Source organism: Diplocloster hominis (assembly GCF_032380655.1).
Classification (GTDB): domain Bacteria; phylum Bacillota; class Clostridia; order Lachnospirales; family Lachnospiraceae; genus Diplocloster; species Diplocloster hominis.
Genome location: NZ_JAWDIY010000026.1, coordinates 1 through 16,628, shown reverse-complemented (window position 1 = coordinate 16,628; position 16,628 = coordinate 1). Strand labels below are relative to the sequence as shown.

Genomic DNA, 16,628 nt, shown 5'->3' with positions numbered 1-16,628 from the left:
ACAGACACTTTCGTCAACTATTTCATCTGCTATTTTTTTGTAAAATTTTCCCGGTCAGCGACATTATGATTCCGTTTTATCCTCATTTGCCGCCTCTCCAGTGTCGGAACCGTCTTTTTTCTTTTTCTTCACCACGACAACGATCAGCACGATAACCGCTGCCGCCGCCAGTATGAGAAACAGGAAAATCGGCGCGTTATCTCCGGTCTGGACCAGACGGACGATCCTGTTGACCGGGCCGTCCGTGACCACCGTCTTCGTCACCACTTTGTCCGGGTTCTGCTGCCTGACCACTGTGGGTTCCTCATATCCGGCACGGAATTCGAACTGGAATGTTCCATCGGCCGCCTGGTAGTCATTGCTGTGGGATTCCCCATCCAGATATACCTGCAGGCGTATCACAGCATTCTCACCCTTCGCCAGGGCGGCGATCTTCAGCCAGTCGTTCAGGCTGCCGTTCATATTCTTCAGGCCCTGTTCATCGCCGCCGACCCGGACGCTTCCATCCGCTTCTGCACCGCCGTAGACCGTCGTGGTATCTGATCCTTTCGTCACGGTCAATGTAATCTGGTAAGCCGCGTTGGACCGCTGCTCCGTATCCTCAAAAGCCTTCAGCACTTCGGTCCGCATGAAGAAATCCACCGTTTTATCAGAGGTATTCTTCAGCACGATCTCCTGTGTCCGTTCCTCGCCCGGGAGCATATCGGAGAACGCATTTCCGAAATTATTCGTATCCTGATAGTTGTATTTGATCTCTTCACTCCCGTCAAATATCGCGGTGGGAGTCGTATCATCCGCATAGGCAACGGTTGATAAGCCGAACACAAGTGTCAGTATCATGCTCAAAGCCATTATTCTTTTTTTCATGATATCCTCCTTCTTTCCCGAGTATCCGGCTACTCTTCTATGCTTGAAATATTTCCGGCGCCGTCGATGGCAGCAAGCACACCCCATTCCGACATCATCGCATCCTGTCCCTTTAAGGTCTGCACGGCGTCTGCCTGCATTTTAAGCGCAATTCCCAGATCTGCATATTCATTTTTGAGATCACTTGATATCTCGATCTGGTTCATGAATATGGATGTGTTCTGCCCGGGTGCCAGAGGTTTTGTATAATATAGAACCAGCTGTTCTTTGTCTTCCCTTTGTAAAATCCAGTCGCCGCTTCCTGACGTCCCGGCTGTATTGGCCGTCTGCAGGATAATCTTGCCGGCGTCCTTGTTCATGTCCTTTGTAAAGGCCTCCAGATTCGCGTCGTTTCCACTGTTGGAGTCCTTCCCCCAGAATTTCGTGATGGTGAGACGGACATAAAGTTCGGTATCCTTGGTGTTGGTCACACAGACTTCTTTCGGAATAATTGAACCGGGTGCGATCTTATCCACGAAGATCGTTCCGTTCGGCAGCTCGGTGTAGATCTCCCTGCCACTCCCATCCCGCCCTGCTTCACTCAGCTGGATTTCCAGTGTTTTCGTATTGATCTGCTGCTGCACCTGATGGCCAGTAGCCTGGAAGTAGGCCAGTGACCCACCGATTAATGTTATCGTAACGAGAGCCGCCGCCACACCCATGAGTATTAACTTTTTTTTCACTTTGCACTCTCCTTTGACTTCAACTTCTCTGCAGCCACCCATAGGGCCAGCACCGCCGCGAATGCCGCGATACAGATTACGACCCCTGTATAGGAATGCAGATAGAACGATAATCTACCCAGCAGCGGAATGCCGAATACTACTTTTCCAACTACACGGCTGTAACTGACCGGTGTGGTGTCTTCCGACTCATTGGCATCCCCTTTTGTAATAAACTGTTGCTTCTCTTCTTCAATCCGGACTACCCGGTGGGTCGCAGTCAGATCACTGTCCGTACCCAGCCGAAAAGTAATCGCATCTCCCGCCTTGATTTCCTGCGGGGTCACCGGTTTTACAAAAACCGCCTCCCCTACGGAATACTCAGGTTCCATACTATCTGTCAGAATACCGTAGATCTGGTATCCGAACACCTTCGGCAGCACCAGCGGCAGGGAAATCAGGATGATACCCAACATCAGCACAATTCCTATCCCGTTCAAAATCCCCGGCAGCATCCTTTTTTCCGTCCGCTTATTTGTTCGTGCCTGCATAAACTTCCGCTTCCACTTCTTCTCCATCCGCGTTTAACCACGCGCAGGAGGTTATTCTGCCGTCCGCATCCCTTTGGTAGGTAGGGGTGAACCCCTCCGCCTGAACAGCCTGCGCAACGACATCCACCAGAATTTTCTGGTCATTCATTTCCAGTTCCCATGCTCCGGGCAATTCAATCTGGTTAAATACATATACGGAGTCTCCAGCCTTTAAGACGCCCTCGTCCTCTCCTCCGATATAATAGCAGTACCACTTGCCGCTTTCCTGCTGATCCGCAACGGTAACCCAATTTTCATCGATATCGATATTCTCTATCGTTACAGGAGGAACGGCAGCTTCCGGATTCGTGATCGTGACTACCGCACGCACATAGCTGTCCAGGGAATCCTCTGCAACCGTTATTTTCGGCATTTTGGATATCATGGCGCCCGGCTCCAGGTTCACAGGATCCACATAGGGAATCACCGGTCCCTCCGGATTCTCAGGGTCTTCCATGTCCTCAGTCAGGATGATGTCCACATGGCCGGTACCGATAATATTGGAAGCGAAATCATAATCGGTAAAATAAGCCAGTGTAGCGCCTATCCCGATCACCACAGCAAGCAATGCCATGATACTGATGATTTTTATCAAATTCTTTTTCTTTTTCATCAGGTTTTCTCCTTTATCTTCTCTGCCAGAGATCCCACCGGCTGCTACTTACCGCACATGCTTCCCAGGTATGCCAGCAGCTCCTTAAAATTATCCGGTATGATCCCGGTATCGGTTGACCATTCGCTCTGGATCGCTTTTTCACTGGCCTGGAGAGTTTTCGCAGTGATATCCAGCTTATAATTCACGGCATCATATCCGTATTCGGAAGTCTGATACGTAAATGACTGTTTATTCTCACCGGTTTCCTCGTCATACCAGTAGGCCTGCTCGGTATTCGACACAACATTTGTAAGGCTGCTGTTCATGGTAACACTCTCAAGCAGCTGCGGCGATGATTTGCCCGCTTCCACGATCCCCATATACAGGAAATAATAGACACCATTCCTCACATCGTAAGTATATACCCATTTGCCTTCATACGCCGAAGGATCGGTTCCTTCGATATACTCTGTCACATCAGCTCCAAATTTCTTGACAGCCACTTCCTGGTAAGACACGATCTGCCCATTCTGCTCTTGGATATCGAAGATCACCGGAAGTTCCTCACCGGCTTTTGCCGCTAAGATATCCTCAAGCTCTTTGGTCTCGTTGTTGTATCTTTGCAGATACACGTCTTCCCTTCTGACACAGCTCTCATCAAACCGGGCTGCAGCGACCAGATCGACGGTTCCGGTATTATCAACCCTTACCTTCTTCTCGACTTCTACTCCGGGCTTCCAGTCAGAGGGCGGATCGAACTCCTCGTGCAGATCGGAATTGAATTTGCCCATGGCCAGCGTATTCTCTTTGGTTTCCTGGTCGCTGAAATATGCGATCGTTCCTCCAATCAAGAAAACACATACCACAGCAATCAGGGAAATCAGTTTTCCTTTACTGTTTCTCTTCATTCTCTTGTTCAGTCCTTTCTGTCTCCCTCTTTTTCTTGGGATAAAGACTGTCTAATATGATACTGATTATGATAACCGCCGCCATAGCGATGATTACCGGCAGCTGTTTCCCGTAGGATATAAAATATCCTGCATAGGGAATCGATAGCTCTGATGCTCTTCCTATCACATTGGCGGCATCCACCGGATTTGCGTCCTCGGTAGGATTCGCGTCTCCCTTTGTGACAAAGGTCCTGCTGATCTCATTCTTGGTCGTCACCCGGTGGGTCACCAGCGCGTCTTCCCCTGCTTTGAACGTAATCGCGTCCCCCTCCCGGATCTGTTCAAAGGGGGTGCTCTTGTAGTAGATCACGCTGCCTACATGGTAGCTCGGCTCCATACTTCCGCTTAATACGACTACGGGCTTATACCCCGCCACCATGGGAGCGGCGATCAATACATAAGCGATGATTACCGCGAATACAATCCAGGAAAGGACGCTGAATATATGTTTTAATAGTCTCATAATTTCCAGCCTTTACAATAGTTTACCGGCTTACTGTACTCCAGCCGGAAGTGTCCAGCCTGCAGCCGCCAGTGCATCTGCTGAAGTCTGTACGAAGTCAGTGGTGATGGTCAGTAAATAGTTGGCATCCGCATATCCGGACAGTCCTGCTTCCAGGGCGGAGGTGTTCTTGGTAAACAGAGCCATACCCTTATTCTGTTCTAATTTCATGAAATCAGCTACAGTAGCCGCGCCGGAACCAGCCAGCAGTTCTGCCTCGGATTTCCATACGGCGTCTGCAGGAGGTGTAGTCAGCTTCTTATCGGGGTCCGCGCAAAGCGCATAAGTGATCACTGAACCATAGAGTCCCATATCTGCGTCCTGTGCAAACGTTACGGATTCCAGAAGCGCTTCCGTGCTGTTGTCAGGCTCCAGAGGTTTGTAGTAGTAGAAATATCCGTCACCGCCGTCAACCCATTTGGCATCGGCTCCGCCTATATTTACCAGATTCTTTGCCACTACAGTATCATCAACGGTTACATTAGCAACACCGTCGGCGTTGTTGGTCTGGAATACATTCAGGATTTTCTTCGCGTTAACTAAAGGCTCGCTGGCCGCGTCATTTGCTTTGATATCGATGAAGGCCGTGCTTTCGTCTTTTCTGGTCCAGGTCTCATCAAATTTCACTCTCACATACAGCGGATAGTCGCCTGTGTTTGAGGCGGTTACTAACTTTTCAACCGTCGCTCCGGGCTCCCAGTCCTCGCCTTCGCCGGGGTTGAATTTCTCGACTGTCTCTCCTCCGTAAGACTTGGTGGAGAACGGGTTGTTGATGGTGGTGGTCTTATTGAAGTAAGCCAATACACCGGCTATCATTGCCAGAACTAACAGTCCGCTGAGTACCAGCACTTTTTTATTCTTTTTCATGTGAAATCCCCTTTCTTTTCCATCCGGTGTATGCTTTTCGGACATACACCGCCGCATGTTTTCTTGTTTACTTGTGATAAAAAGTATCTACTTAATGTTACTGGATATCCTCTGCCTGGAGATTCCAGCCGGCCAGTACGTCTGCGGGGATGGTTACCGGTGTAACACCATCTGCGTCTTTTCCAAAGAATGCGTTCACTGCCTTGTCGGTGGCCTGGCAGGTCTGTGCGGTAATGGTCAGGCTGTAGTTGGAGCCGCTGTATCCTGCTGCATCCGGATCAGCCGCGGTCACGGTCTTATTATGTAACGCGGTCATTGGCATCGGATCTGTGTATTCTTTCCATCCGGTCGCTGCATCACCGGTAACTCCGGCTGCCTCTGCTGCCTGGATATCTTCCAGTTCGGTGTAATATTTTGTTACCGTATATTTACCCATATCGGTATCTGCCGCAAGGGTTACGGAATCCAGGAATTTCTGAGTGCTGGCTTCTGCTTCTAACTGCGTGTTATAGTAGTACCAGCCGTCGTCCGCCTTGGTCCATCCAGTGGTGATCAGGTTCTTCGCTACAACCGTACCGTCTTCTGCGGGAGTAAGGCCATCCTCAGGGTCTGCCTGGGATACTGCTTCCGTGGTTACTGCGGCATTGTTGGTCTTATAGGCGGCATCCTCACCGGCTCTGGTCCATTTTTCTTCCAGCTTCACACGTACCACCACCGGCATATCTCCGGTATTGATGACTTCCACGTCCTTATTTACCTCTACACCAGGTTCCCAGTCTTTTCCTTCTTCCGGTGTGAAATCCTCGGTCAGGGTGGAACCATATTGTTTTGTGCTGAAGCTGTTGGATGCGGTCATCGTCTGATTGAAATAAGCCAGAGATCCTCCTACCAAAGCTACGATTGCCAGACCTACGATACCAGCTGCCATTTTTTTGTTTTTCATTTTTCTTCCTCCTGGTTTTCTATTTATAAATAAATGAATTTTTCATGATACCCTTTTCTAACTTCTGCCTGCAATACCGGTTTGTATCCCATGGTATTTAATTCCATCGGACGTCTTCTGCGCTGATCACAGCTTTCCGCCCCCATACGGTCCATGCCGCATCCGCGTCGGCCTGTACGGTCTCCCCTTTTATGGTTACATCACACTGTACATTGGAGTAATCTGTACCGTCGTGTCCGTCGTTGGTCAGTGTTTTGCTGAACGTTACGGATTTTAAGACCTGTTCGGTGGACTCTCCCGCATGGAATACTTTGTTGTAATAATACCAGCCGTCGATCAATATCCACTGGGTGTTGTTCCCGCCCGGCATCGTCTGGCTGTAATTCAATGTCACCGCGTCGTCCGGGATCTGTGCCGGCAGGTCACCGCCCTCCAGGTCCTTCCAGCTGATCTGCGGCTGAAACCGAAGCAGCATATCCTGCTCTCCGTCGTTCTCAAACCAGACTTCCTTCTTTTTCTCTTCACCGGGTACCCATTTGTCGGACGGATCAAACTGTTCCATCACCAAAACCTCCGCCTTATTGGTGTTGAATGGATTTGGCAGCGAATTGCTGTTGGCAAAGTAGGTGACCGTACTTCCGGCCACGAGTACTAAGGCTAATCCGACCAGAAGCAGAACTCTGAATTTGGTTTTCCTGGGGAGCCCGTTTAACTTATCTTTCATTTCCCACTCCTCCTAATTCGTGTCCGGCTTCGACCAGGTCACATTCCCCTGACCGTCTACCGTTGCCTTCATACCAAACAGTGTGCTTGTGGCATCCGCATTCACCTCTGCGCTGTTGAGAGTACCGGGTCCGTCACTGGCCTGCACCACCTCCGACTTGAAATACAGCGTGTAATCAGCGCCCTTGTAATCCGTATAGGCGGGATTCAGGTAATCCGGGAAAGTGACACTGGTAAGCACCTTCGAAGTCGATCCCTGGGAAGCCAGTACCTTCGTGTAGTAATACCAACCGTCTCCTCCGTACCACCAGTCCCTGCCTGTGCTTCCCGGCGTAAAACCGCCGGCCCAGTTTTTGACTGCTACATCCTTGTTGTTCACCGTGTTCGACAGATAGATCTCATCTGTTCCATCCTGTTTTGTCCAATACTCCTCATAACTCATTCTCAGAAAAGCAGAGGAACTTCCTGTGTTTTTAAAACTCACTTCTTTTGTCTTGGTCGCTTCTGTATACGAACCCTGGTCAAATTTCTCTGTAATTTCAGTCTCCGTCGTATGCGACTTCAGCTCATTCACCACGGACAGGTTCCACTGCTTCCACGCATAGGTACCGCCGATCCCCAGCAAAGCCATCAGGGCCAGCAGCGGAAGGAATACCCGGTATCTGAAATTACGTTTTGGTATGTACTTCATTTTCCACAGTTCCTCCTTCCAATCCTTTAACTTTTACCTCTGTATGCTTTGAATAGGTTAAATACGCTGTCCGTATTGTGGAAATACCCGGTGTGTTCAAAACTGTTGTGGACTTCCACGATCAGGTCATCCCCCGGCTGCACCGTTACATAACTGCCGTCGCCGCTGATCCTGCCCGTCACTTCCCGGTTGGTCTTGGCGTCCTTGACAACCAGGTAGGTGCTGCTCTTTTCATACTCCTGCGGAACTGTCTCCGTGATCTGGAACTTGGTTGCCTTCGACACCTTGATCACCGGGCTTGCGGTCCCTTTTCCATTTACTGCCTGCAGAACCGCTCCCATTCTCACCGGATTCTCTGCCGGTCCCAGGATCTGGATCATGAATTCGTCATCCGCCAGATCTTCCCGGTAATTGTCAATATATTTCTGAACCCGGAATTTCCCTTCATCGGCCGCTACTACCGGTCTCTGGTAATCTTCCGTCATATACTGGTAGGTATACCCCTGATCCGTCCGGATCGTCTCCCGGTAATGGATCTGTGCCGTAGTGTTGGAGTACAGGCCCAGCCTTCCGCTGCTGACCGGATTGATCAGGTCATAATCCGTGTCCGGGTCCCCCGTATCCTTAAGCGGAGTCTCGTAAGCCAGCTGGGTCAGCTTCACATTGAAGGACATGGTGTAGCGGGTCCCCGACTCCAGGAAGTAATCCTCATCAAAGTATAGATTTATTGTCTTTGCGTTGATCTCGATCCTGTATAAGTCCGGATCCAGCGTTTCCGGCCGGGGATCTTCCGGTCCCTGCTTCGTAACCACCAGCCCGATGCTCTCCCTCGTGGCCTGGGGTCTGTTTCCCGTGGTTTTTACAAAATCCACATAACCGCTGAGTGTATCGGTAATCGACACGTGTGATATCTGCTTCGTGATGGAGCTGACGATGGCGGAAAATGTCTCTTCCAGCTGGGTGGTGTTATTCCCGGATAAGTACATCCTTTCATTGGCCCCAACCAGATTCGCAAGTTCGGTCAGATAAGTCTTGTATCCACTGTCACCAATTCCCACGGAGTAAAATCCTGATATCCCGGTAATCTGTGCCGCAGCATACTTACTCCAGTATTTGGTCTGATCGTCCCAGTCGTTACCAGGTCCATGTATTGTGGTTCCGTCAGGGCCATAATAAAACGTGGGCTGTCCATCGGTAACGAAGATTACATATTTTTTACGTCCGCTCTGATCCTCGTCTATGACTCTTTTGGCTTCCCTTAATCCGGACTGATAGTTCGTTCCAGACTTGTTCTCCCAGATATTTTTCCCCCGGTACTCTCCATCTATGATTTGACAGAGCGTGTCTTTGTTCTGGAGGCTGGTCTCGGTAAATGACACATATTCCTTAGCGGTATTACTGAACGTGATAATTGACATGCGGTTGGGATTGTTCCTGCCTTCTGTCATAAAGGTGTTAACCGCGGCCTTGGCGGCATCCTGCAAATGCTTCAGCCTTGACCTGCCATCATCCATCTTGTTATTCTCCATACTGCCGGAGCGGTCCAGGAGCAGTACCACATCCACCGGTTCCGCTTCCTGTTTGGGAATACCTAATATGTCCAGATATAAACGGTAGCTGTCCTCATCGGCAAGTCTTGTATCCGGATTCGGATTCCCGTCTCCCAGATAGTCGATCCGTTTATTGTGTTCCACCGGCTCATAGCCAGGCAGCGGCCTTTCATCTCCCGATCCGGTGTCGATCCGGTCAGGCAGCTGGAAGTAAAAGTACAGCCGGCCATCACTGTCACTTGCAGACAGACTTGACCACGTACTGCCGTTAGTACTGTACTGGAATTTATAACTGCCGCCGGTTCTTACATATCGCAGCTGCTGTACCCTGGTGCCATTTTTGGTGGTTACAGCTTTCAGTTCTCCATAAGGCCCGATGAGTCCGTCTCCAAACGCCGTGTTTCCGTCGTTTACCAGCGCGTTTGCGATTTCCTCTAAGTTTGACAGCGTCTGACCCTGCAGGAATCTCAGGGACGGCGTGCTGTTATCATAATACTCATCTATTTCTTCTCTCTTGCTATTGTTAATATCCTTATAGTTATAGAACTTCAGATTCGAAAAGTTCTTATAGCCAGCAGCAGCCGGCTGAACCCCCGAAGCCAGCAGAGCCGCCGCAAATACGGAAAAACTGTCGGACACAAAGGCCACATCTGTGATGGCGCCGCCGTCTTCCACTCCCACGGCCGACTGCTCCGTAATATCGACTATAGAAACGCCGCCGTCGGCATTTTCATCTTCTTTCAGATGTTTAACTGCCGGCCGGATCTCCGGCAGCACCTCATTCTCATAAAGCGCAAACGGTGCAATCTGGTTAGCCGGGTTTTCAGGGTTCCCCGCGTTTTCAGGATTCTCCGGGTTATCCGGATCTTCGGCATCACCGGACTCCGCCCCTTCCTCTGGTACAATCGGAGTGGAAAAATTCATTTTAACGGAAACATCACCCTCCGGTTCTACCTTACTCTCTTCCCCGGTTTCTCCGTCTATAGTATAGAAGCTGATATCATAGGCTTTGAATCCCACGATTATCGTGTCTTCCTGATCCGCAACCGACTCTTCCAGTTTTGATAAGGTCAGATCATATTTTGAGTTTATTTCTTCCAGCCTGCTTCTTTCATCCGCCTCTGTCTCTTCCGGTATCTCCTGCCATATGATCGGTACCACCTTCAATACTGCATCTTTGGGCAATACCCCCGGCAGCGCGGTTACTTCTATACTTACGTCCTCATCCGTGTAATCTGCTTCGAAGCCCTGCAGATCTTCTTTCGCTTCTCCGGCCGCAGGGATATCCGCCTGTTCGTCCAGGCCTGCGGGCGGCAAGGAAGGAGTGGGACTTGGGGCTGCTGATGCTTCATCCCCTGTGTCAGTCTCCCCGGCTGCTGCCGGCGATTGGGAAGGTTCCGGTGCCTCCGTCTCCGCGGTTTCCGACATCTCCGGTGTTCCGGCAGCTTTTTCGGCTTCCGGTGCCTCCGGCGTTCCGGCAGGTTTTTCAGTTTCCGGTACCTCCGGCGTTCCGGCAGGTTTTTCAGTTTCCGGTACCTCCGGTGTTCCGGCAGGTTTTTCAGTTTCCGGTACCTCCGGTGTTCCGGCAGGTTCCGGCGTATCCGTTACTGCCGGCAGCGATGCCGGTGCCGTGCCTTCTCCCTTATCATCACTCGCCAGGGAAGGGAAACCATTTCCCAATATTAATGTCAGGCAAAGGATAATCGCTACCACCGTTAAAAATCTTTTATCCTTCATAATTTCCTCCTCTTCTCTGCTTCCTCTGTCTCCGTTTGTTCCAACGCACTATCGATCAGCTTTAACAGTTCTAAAGCACTTCTGAAACTCTTGGTAATCTTTTTCTCGGCCCAGACCACTTCCCCCTGCCAGGTAGCATTTTGGCGGTACTGTACATGTACGATAAAAGTACCTTTCTCTCCGCCCTTGTTGGTGATCTCGTTTGGATCCATGACTTTTACCGCCTCCTTTAGCTCTACCTCTCTTCGTTCTATAAATAAACGGTCCTTCGTAGATGCCTGCGGATAATTGATACTCTCAAAAAGGCGTTCCATATGTCTGATCATCTGATACTCGTTCTCAAACAAGATCGGCTCCTTGGTGTAACAATGATAGATTCTTCCGCTTCCCTCACCGTTTCGGGTATCATCGATACAAAGATTCAAAATATCGGGGGCCGAATAGCTCATATTGGATCTACACATTTTCTCCGCCTCCCAGCAACTTCTAAACACAATATAACAAAAACGGTATTTCGCAATCTCTTTCGCAAATACTTTTTTTGTAGAAATATCAGCAGCTGTGAAAGTATCGTGAAATACTTCTAATCGAACGGAATGAAAAAGAGTTTCGCTTGTGAAACTCTCCGCCTATGGCGGGCCGCGTAAGCGGCATCTTCCTTTCCGCTGTAGTGCGATCCCCGCGGAGCGTTTTATTTCATAGGAGCACTTTCCTATGAAATAAAAAAAGACCTGCATAGCGGACTATGCAGGTCACAACCTATACTTGCTCAGGAGGTAAAACCGTTACCGGCTTCAACATTCCATCACATACATGAAGTAATCTATCTATACAATTATTTTATCACACATACTATTTCTCTATCTCTTTCGTCAATCCCGAAAACGTTCTAGTCTGACGCGTAATTTCAAACCAATGCTCTTTTTAATTCCAGGTTACATTGCTGAAACTCAGCTTATCTGCCTCGTGATCTTTCATATCCACCACAGAAGTCACCAGATATCTGATCTTATTTCTTCCGCCGCCCTCTTCTTTAAAGGTTTTATCTATCCTGCGGGAAATGACCGAGCAATTCTCCTGATTTGTTCCGGACAATAACAGTAAAAATTGGCAGGGGCTATACCTGGTATATAGATCTCCCCTCCTTAAGGACCTGCGCACTGCCATCTGAAAACGTTCGGATACGTCACGGGTTTTCTCCGTCTTCTCCAGAGGCCTGCCAGTCGAGTCTGTCAGGGTACACAGCATCAGGAAAGAGGATATTCCATTTCTCTCCATCATCCGGCTCACCAGCCGGTAGTTGTCAATAAAGCTGGGAAATGTACAATAGTAGGCGCCTTCCTCATGGCTTTCTTCCCTGATCTCTTCCTTAATGTCCGTCAGACTTCCCACCGGCAGCTGTATATGGCCGCTCATCGCCTGGAAACGGTCCAGCATTTTCTTAGACGGCGTCAGCCCCAGCTCATCAAAAAACATCTTCGTGGCTTCTTCATACACATCCATTGCCTCTTTATATCTGTTCATGGCAATCAGGCTGTCGATTCTTAAGATCTGCCATTCCTCAAAGGGGTAGATCTGTGCCGCCGTGGTGCAGAGCTGATACACTTTTTCATATTCCCGCTGCTGTTTCAGAAGTTCACTTACTTCCCGCAGACATTTAAAATACATTTCCTGATATGAGACATTGGCCACGGTGGCCCATTCCTCTCCTATCATAATAGGCAGAAACTCGCCGCGGTAAAGACCGCAGGCTTGTATATAGAAAGAAGTCTTTTCATAGGGGTCCGGCGCTTCTTCCGCCTTCTCCACTAACTTCCCGAATTCGTGTACATCGACCCACACCGGAATGTTCTTACTCCATGTGCACACACCGCTTTTGATCTCAATATAGGGATCTTCCGGCAAGCCCGCGGCCTCCAGCTGCCTTCTTAGCCTGAATATCGTGTTATTCAGACTGCTGTTCCCGTTCTCCACCTCATCCCGTCCATACAAAGCCTCTACCAGTGTACTTTTTCCTATGCCCTTATCCATATGTAACATCATTATCTGAAAAAGCTGAATGGATTTTGCCATATTATTTCTGCCAAATGACACGGTTTTCTCTTTATATGTAACATTAAATCCACCCAACATCTGCACTTTTAGAGCCTTTTCACTATCCTGCATCTTAATTCTCCTTTACCCCTGGCACTACAACCGCACCCGTTAGCCGTTGTCCAAAATGCACAAATCCTTCTTGGCTTATATAATTATATTCAATTAAAGAAGCAGCGTCAACCCACCTTCGGTTACAAAAACGCAGTTTGGGGCAGGATTTTCAAAAAAGTTTCCTATTATATAGGCAGTACTTATAATCAATACAGGAGCAGGCCGTCGCAAGGGGTATCCGCCCATTTCCGGTCCCTCCACTCCCTGCGCCGGCCCGCTCCCGGACCTATGTAATAAATTCAGATTCTGGATTCCAGCCGCTAATACGGCCTGCAAAAACAGCAGTTACAGAGCATATTACAAAGCAAAAGCTGACAGCACAGATTATTCATGCCGGCTGCCGGCTGTCCGCCATAGGCTTTTCCCATGGTCCCATACCAGCTGCCGCCGGCCTCCAGACGCTGTACCAGAAGCTGATACTCCTGATTCGAAGGCTCCATAGCTGCGGCCTGCCTGGCCATATCCATAGCCCTTATGTTATTTCCCATACCCGCGTTGGCAACCGCGCTGAAATAATACCATCTGGCATCCCGGTTACGGATTCCCTCCAGCACATGGAGCGCTTCCTTATAATGTCCCGAATTAATGTAATTGGCCGCAGCCTGCATCTCCACGGAAGCAGTGTCCTGATAGCCGCCCTGCTGCCTGTTAAAACCGCCGTTCCCATAGAAACTTCCGAAACCGCCGCCAAAGCCGCCCCCGTAATTGCTCCCATAGGAAGAATAGCCGTTCTCCCGGTCTTTTATAATCGCGTTATAGGCCTGCTGTACTTCCTTGAACTTCTCCTCGGCCTCTTTTTCCCCCGGCTTACCGATATTCGCGTCCGGATGGTATCTCCTGCTCAATCTGCGGTAGGCTTTCTTAATCTCCTCATCCGTGGCCGCAGGTGTCACCCCCAGTACCTCGTATGGATTCATCCCCCGATCCCCTCCTTCGCCCGCTTCTGCGTGATCTGATCGAATTTCGTCCATACACCAGAATACAGGATATTCCTTAAGATGTCCACATGAAGTAAAATCGGAAGCCTCTCGAATTCCCTGCAGCAGTCCGCCATCATATATGTCAGGATCGACCGGCACCACTCATCAAACGGCTCTTTTTCTTTCCAGAAGGAGAGAGGATTATAACTTCCCTTCTTCTCATCCTTCTCCAGATCCTCGTATGCATCCATCAGATAGATAAATTTGCCCAGGAAAAAACCCGTTTTCCGAAGGGTATCGCTCCACTCATCCTCCTGCATGACAAAGATCTCACCCAGCATAGTACCGGTGAGTCCGGCGATCACATCCAGGTCCGACTCACCCTTTTGCTGCGCCAGCCTTAACAATTTTACATAACGGACCACAGCGCTGAACTGCCTGGGATACTGGCCCGACAGTTTCCTTACCTTCTTCCTCAGCACAGCCGCCTCCGCCAGATAAGCCGCGTTTCCGTCATCCTCCCAGTGATCCAGATACTGAAAATAAGCCAGCAGCATCGTCATATCCGCCGCGTATTCCACCGCCAGATTACTGCATACCTCCATCTTCCTGGTCGGGTGTAACGCGCAGAAGCGCCTGTCCACCTCTTCCGGCTGTTCATATAAACCAGTCTGCAGCATAGCCAAAAAAGTCAGATCATAATTCAACGCCAGCTGGCCAAACCTCCCGTACTTCTTCTTTAAGCTCCGGCACATCCCGCAGTAAAAACTATGATACGTCTGGTAGTCCCTGATCTTTAATTCCGGTGCATTAATGGTAATATATCCGAACATTCCTAGCTCCTCTTAACGAATTCCGTACCGCATTTCGAGCACCGGATACTGATCTTCCCTTTTCCCTTGGGAACCCGGATTTTCTGTTTACAGTTGGGACAGGTATAGATATGATGCGTCTTTCTCTGGGCCGCATAAGATTTCTGACGGGCGAACCAGCCCTTCACCGGCCCGATCTTCTTCAAGTACCACTGATTCTCCGAATACCTCTTCTGTACATTTCTGGAGAACATCCGAAAATAGGTAAGTATCAAAACAACCAGAGCCAATAAATACCACGGCCCTCTCCTGAAAAATATACTAACCACCAAAAGAACCAACGCCAGCCCGATCATAAATTTCCCCAGCGCGTCCGCGCCGTAGCGCCCCATCATAAACCTCTGCAACTTCTCCTTCATCTCTATCCCAATCTCCTCTGCCGCATATTCTATTTGGTAACTTTATACCCTCTTCCCCCGGAAGTCAATAAACCACTCATTATATTTTTCTAAAAGTTTTGTGAACTATTTTGCTTTTACGGTCGGGTTTGGGATGGGGGGATTTTTTGGGGGTCCGGGGAGAGAGGGACGGGGCGGAGTCTTGGACCGGGGGCGGCATCTCTCGCGGGGCCAAATCACTTCGGCCGGGCCTAAGACCGGGTAACTCCGAAGGCAGGAGAACCTCTTATTGGCAGGGCCCGGAACAAACTCGCCAAAAAAACGGCTCGGACAGTGTTCCGGGCCCTGCGAGGTTCTCCTGCCTTCTGCGTAACCCGGTCTAAGGCCCGGCCTCAAGTGATTTGGCCCCGCGAGAGATGCCGCCCCCGATCCAAGACTCCGCCCCGTCCCTCTCTCCCCTGCTTTAAATAATGCCTCGTTCCATGTTCGGTTAGGTGTGAAGTATTAATGAATAATAAAGTACTGATGTTTAACAGGAGGGAATACATAACAGAATGTTAATACATATCAGAGCGTCAATGTATAACAGGGTGTTTACGTATAATAGAGTGTTATTGCATAACAAGATTTAATATGTAAAGGGTGGTTTCTACCATCTAATACATATGACTGCGGCTCATTTGTGGTGAATGGAAAAGCAGTTATAGGAAAGGTGTAGAAAAAACTTATAACCGCTACAAATTCAGCGCAGAAAGGAGCTGTTATCATGAAATCTATATTTGAGGAAATGGGCGGTACACTCCCGCTTTTCCTATTCTTATATTCTACGGAAAAATCTTTCTCTAAAATGGCGACGGTCGCCGATTTACAATAGGCAAAACACATTGTGCTTTTATTGAATTTCTTATGTTTTGCTTTTTGAAAGAATCCAATTCAAAACAGTTTCATCATCAAACACGACATTGCCGCCGTGATAGTTATAAATACCACGGCTGTTAAAGTATTCGTTGTCGGGAATTTCGAGTGTCAACAATTCGCCGATTTGTTCATCTGTATATCCCTTTTCACGGTAAGCCGCTTCCAATCCGTCATAAGCAGAGCGTGCCTTTGCAGAGCCGTAATACTCATCATTTTCAGCCATAAAGATATATACGGAAACATCCTTCTGCGCTATCGGCTGGTAATCACCATCCCATTTTGAAGCCCCGTGCAAATATGCCGCATACAAATCGGGGCGCATTGATACCGCCTGTGACATTGTTTCGCCGCCTGCCGAATATCCGGTTAAAGGGTTAATCTAAGGGAGCAGACTCCCTATCGTACATAGTTATGATGGACTTCACAGCTTTGCTTTCACCAACGCAGGGAAGCCCTCTGGGGGACAGAAGGGGAGGCTCCTGTTTGGGGGAGGCGGGGCGGGCGCCTGTCCTTTGGCGGGCATAGGGCGGCTGTGCTGCTGCTTAGTGAAATCCAGGCCGCAGATTCAGGATGCACGGCGGACTTCACGTCCGACGGGCAAGGGCCACTGAACCGGGAACGCATCATGCGTTCCTGGTGAATTGGCCCGGTTCCTG

General features: G+C 49.4%; 17 protein-coding genes. All 17 read right to left on the bottom strand.

The genetic code is table 11. The annotated features are described in order from the left end of the window. Positions 1 to 63: 63 nt before the first annotated feature. The 17 genes from ABC831_RS19715 to ABC831_RS19635 all read right to left on the bottom strand — a co-directional run bounded on the left by ABC831_RS19715 (position 64) and on the right by ABC831_RS19635 (position 16,312). Positions 64 to 867: a sortase B protein-sorting domain-containing protein gene (locus ABC831_RS19715; protein WP_343249782.1), complete on the bottom strand. Its 804-nt coding sequence runs from the start codon at positions 865 to 867 to the stop codon at positions 64 to 66. Between the two features lie 29 nt (positions 868 to 896). Continuing rightward, entirely contained in the window at positions 897 to 1,589 is a 693-nt protein-coding gene (locus tag ABC831_RS19710; RefSeq protein WP_343249781.1) for a hypothetical protein, read from the bottom strand. Further along, complete coding sequence (locus ABC831_RS19705) at positions 1,586 to 2,119, bottom strand: signal peptidase I (RefSeq protein ID WP_343249780.1); 534 nt, start codon at positions 2,117 to 2,119, stop codon at positions 1,586 to 1,588. The genes ABC831_RS19710 and ABC831_RS19705 overlap by 4 nt, the downstream gene beginning before the upstream one ends. Beyond that, a complete protein-coding gene (locus ABC831_RS19700; RefSeq protein WP_343249779.1) occupies positions 2,100 to 2,771 on the bottom strand; it encodes a SipW-dependent-type signal peptide-containing protein in 672 nt (223 codons plus the stop codon). Before ABC831_RS19700 ends, ABC831_RS19705 begins: the two co-directional genes overlap by 20 nt. 44 nt (positions 2,772 to 2,815) lie before the next feature. Beyond that, positions 2,816 to 3,661 carry a BsaA family SipW-dependent biofilm matrix protein gene (locus ABC831_RS19695; protein ID WP_343249778.1) on the bottom strand — a complete coding sequence of 282 codons (846 nt, stop codon included), beginning with the start codon at positions 3,659 to 3,661 and terminating at the stop codon, positions 2,816 to 2,818. After that, a complete protein-coding gene (locus ABC831_RS19690; protein WP_343249777.1) occupies positions 3,645 to 4,166 on the bottom strand; it encodes a signal peptidase I in 522 nt (173 codons plus the stop codon). Before ABC831_RS19690 ends, ABC831_RS19695 begins: the two co-directional genes overlap by 17 nt. A 30-nt stretch (positions 4,167 to 4,196) precedes the next feature. After that, positions 4,197 to 5,072, bottom strand: coding sequence for a BsaA family SipW-dependent biofilm matrix protein (locus ABC831_RS19685; RefSeq protein WP_343249776.1), 876 nt, complete (start codon positions 5,070 to 5,072; stop codon positions 4,197 to 4,199). Between the two features lie 97 nt (positions 5,073 to 5,169). After that, positions 5,170 to 6,015 (bottom strand): BsaA family SipW-dependent biofilm matrix protein, encoded by an 846-nt coding sequence (locus ABC831_RS19680; protein ID WP_343249775.1) that lies wholly within the window; start codon positions 6,013 to 6,015, stop codon positions 5,170 to 5,172. A gap of 97 nt (positions 6,016 to 6,112) precedes the next feature. Then, positions 6,113 to 6,739 (bottom strand): BsaA family SipW-dependent biofilm matrix protein, encoded by a 627-nt coding sequence (locus ABC831_RS19675; RefSeq protein WP_343249774.1) that lies wholly within the window; start codon positions 6,737 to 6,739, stop codon positions 6,113 to 6,115. A gap of 12 nt (positions 6,740 to 6,751) precedes the next feature. Further along, positions 6,752 to 7,429 (bottom strand): hypothetical protein, encoded by a 678-nt coding sequence (locus ABC831_RS19670; RefSeq protein ID WP_343249773.1) that lies wholly within the window; start codon positions 7,427 to 7,429, stop codon positions 6,752 to 6,754. A 26-nt stretch (positions 7,430 to 7,455) separates the two neighbouring features. Beyond that, positions 7,456 to 10,716, bottom strand: coding sequence for a DUF7604 domain-containing protein (locus ABC831_RS19665; RefSeq protein ID WP_343249772.1), 3,261 nt, complete (start codon positions 10,714 to 10,716; stop codon positions 7,456 to 7,458). Continuing rightward, a complete protein-coding gene (locus ABC831_RS19660) occupies positions 10,713 to 11,180 on the bottom strand; it encodes a hypothetical protein (protein WP_343249771.1) in 468 nt (155 codons plus the stop codon). Before ABC831_RS19660 ends, ABC831_RS19665 begins: the two co-directional genes overlap by 4 nt. A gap of 460 nt (positions 11,181 to 11,640) precedes the next feature. Continuing rightward, on the bottom strand, positions 11,641 to 12,882 hold the full coding sequence (locus tag ABC831_RS19655; protein WP_343249770.1) for an AfsR/SARP family transcriptional regulator: 1,242 nt from the start codon (positions 12,880 to 12,882) through the stop codon (positions 11,641 to 11,643). Between the two features lie 302 nt (positions 12,883 to 13,184). After that, entirely contained in the window at positions 13,185 to 13,841 is a 657-nt protein-coding gene (locus ABC831_RS19650; protein ID WP_343249769.1) for a J domain-containing protein, read from the bottom strand. Continuing rightward, on the bottom strand, positions 13,838 to 14,677 hold the full coding sequence (locus ABC831_RS19645; RefSeq protein WP_343249768.1) for a DUF5685 family protein: 840 nt from the start codon (positions 14,675 to 14,677) through the stop codon (positions 13,838 to 13,840). Before ABC831_RS19645 ends, ABC831_RS19650 begins: the two co-directional genes overlap by 4 nt. A 2-nt stretch (positions 14,678 to 14,679) precedes the next feature. Beyond that, entirely contained in the window at positions 14,680 to 15,075 is a 396-nt protein-coding gene (locus ABC831_RS19640) for a zinc ribbon domain-containing protein (RefSeq protein WP_343249767.1), read from the bottom strand. Positions 15,076 to 15,958: 883 nt separating this feature from the next. Further along, positions 15,959 to 16,312 carry a hypothetical protein gene (locus ABC831_RS19635; protein ID WP_343249766.1) on the bottom strand — a complete coding sequence of 118 codons (354 nt, stop codon included), beginning with the start codon at positions 16,310 to 16,312 and terminating at the stop codon, positions 15,959 to 15,961. Between the last annotated feature and the right edge of the window lie 316 nt (positions 16,313 to 16,628).

Coding starts and splice junctions, on each gene's coding strand:
- ABC831_RS19690 (WP_343249777.1), bottom strand. CDS start 4,166: ATGAGACTATTAAAACATATATTCAGCGTCCTTTCCTGGATTGTATTC.
- ABC831_RS19650 (WP_343249769.1), bottom strand. CDS start 13,841: ATGAATCCATACGAGGTACTGGGGGTGACACCTGCGGCCACGGATGAG.
- ABC831_RS19660 (WP_343249771.1), bottom strand. CDS start 11,180: ATGTGTAGATCCAATATGAGCTATTCGGCCCCCGATATTTTGAATCTT.
- ABC831_RS19705 (WP_343249780.1), bottom strand. CDS start 2,119: ATGCAGGCACGAACAAATAAGCGGACGGAAAAAAGGATGCTGCCGGGG.
- ABC831_RS19640 (WP_343249767.1), bottom strand. CDS start 15,075: ATGAAGGAGAAGTTGCAGAGGTTTATGATGGGGCGCTACGGCGCGGAC.
- ABC831_RS19635 (WP_343249766.1), bottom strand. CDS start 16,312: ATGTCACAGGCGGTATCAATGCGCCCCGATTTGTATGCGGCATATTTG.
- ABC831_RS19665 (WP_343249772.1), bottom strand. CDS start 10,716: ATGAAGGATAAAAGATTTTTAACGGTGGTAGCGATTATCCTTTGCCTG.
- ABC831_RS19645 (WP_343249768.1), bottom strand. CDS start 14,677: ATGTTCGGATATATTACCATTAATGCACCGGAATTAAAGATCAGGGAC.
- ABC831_RS19685 (WP_343249776.1), bottom strand. CDS start 5,072: ATGAAAAAGAATAAAAAAGTGCTGGTACTCAGCGGACTGTTAGTTCTG.
- ABC831_RS19700 (WP_343249779.1), bottom strand. CDS start 2,771: ATGAAAAAGAAAAAGAATTTGATAAAAATCATCAGTATCATGGCATTG.
- ABC831_RS19655 (WP_343249770.1), bottom strand. CDS start 12,882: ATGCAGGATAGTGAAAAGGCTCTAAAAGTGCAGATGTTGGGTGGATTT.
- ABC831_RS19695 (WP_343249778.1), bottom strand. CDS start 3,661: ATGAAGAGAAACAGTAAAGGAAAACTGATTTCCCTGATTGCTGTGGTA.
- ABC831_RS19670 (WP_343249773.1), bottom strand. CDS start 7,429: ATGAAGTACATACCAAAACGTAATTTCAGATACCGGGTATTCCTTCCG.
- ABC831_RS19680 (WP_343249775.1), bottom strand. CDS start 6,015: ATGAAAAACAAAAAAATGGCAGCTGGTATCGTAGGTCTGGCAATCGTA.
- ABC831_RS19715 (WP_343249782.1), bottom strand. CDS start 867: ATGAAAAAAAGAATAATGGCTTTGAGCATGATACTGACACTTGTGTTC.
- ABC831_RS19675 (WP_343249774.1), bottom strand. CDS start 6,739: ATGAAAGATAAGTTAAACGGGCTCCCCAGGAAAACCAAATTCAGAGTT.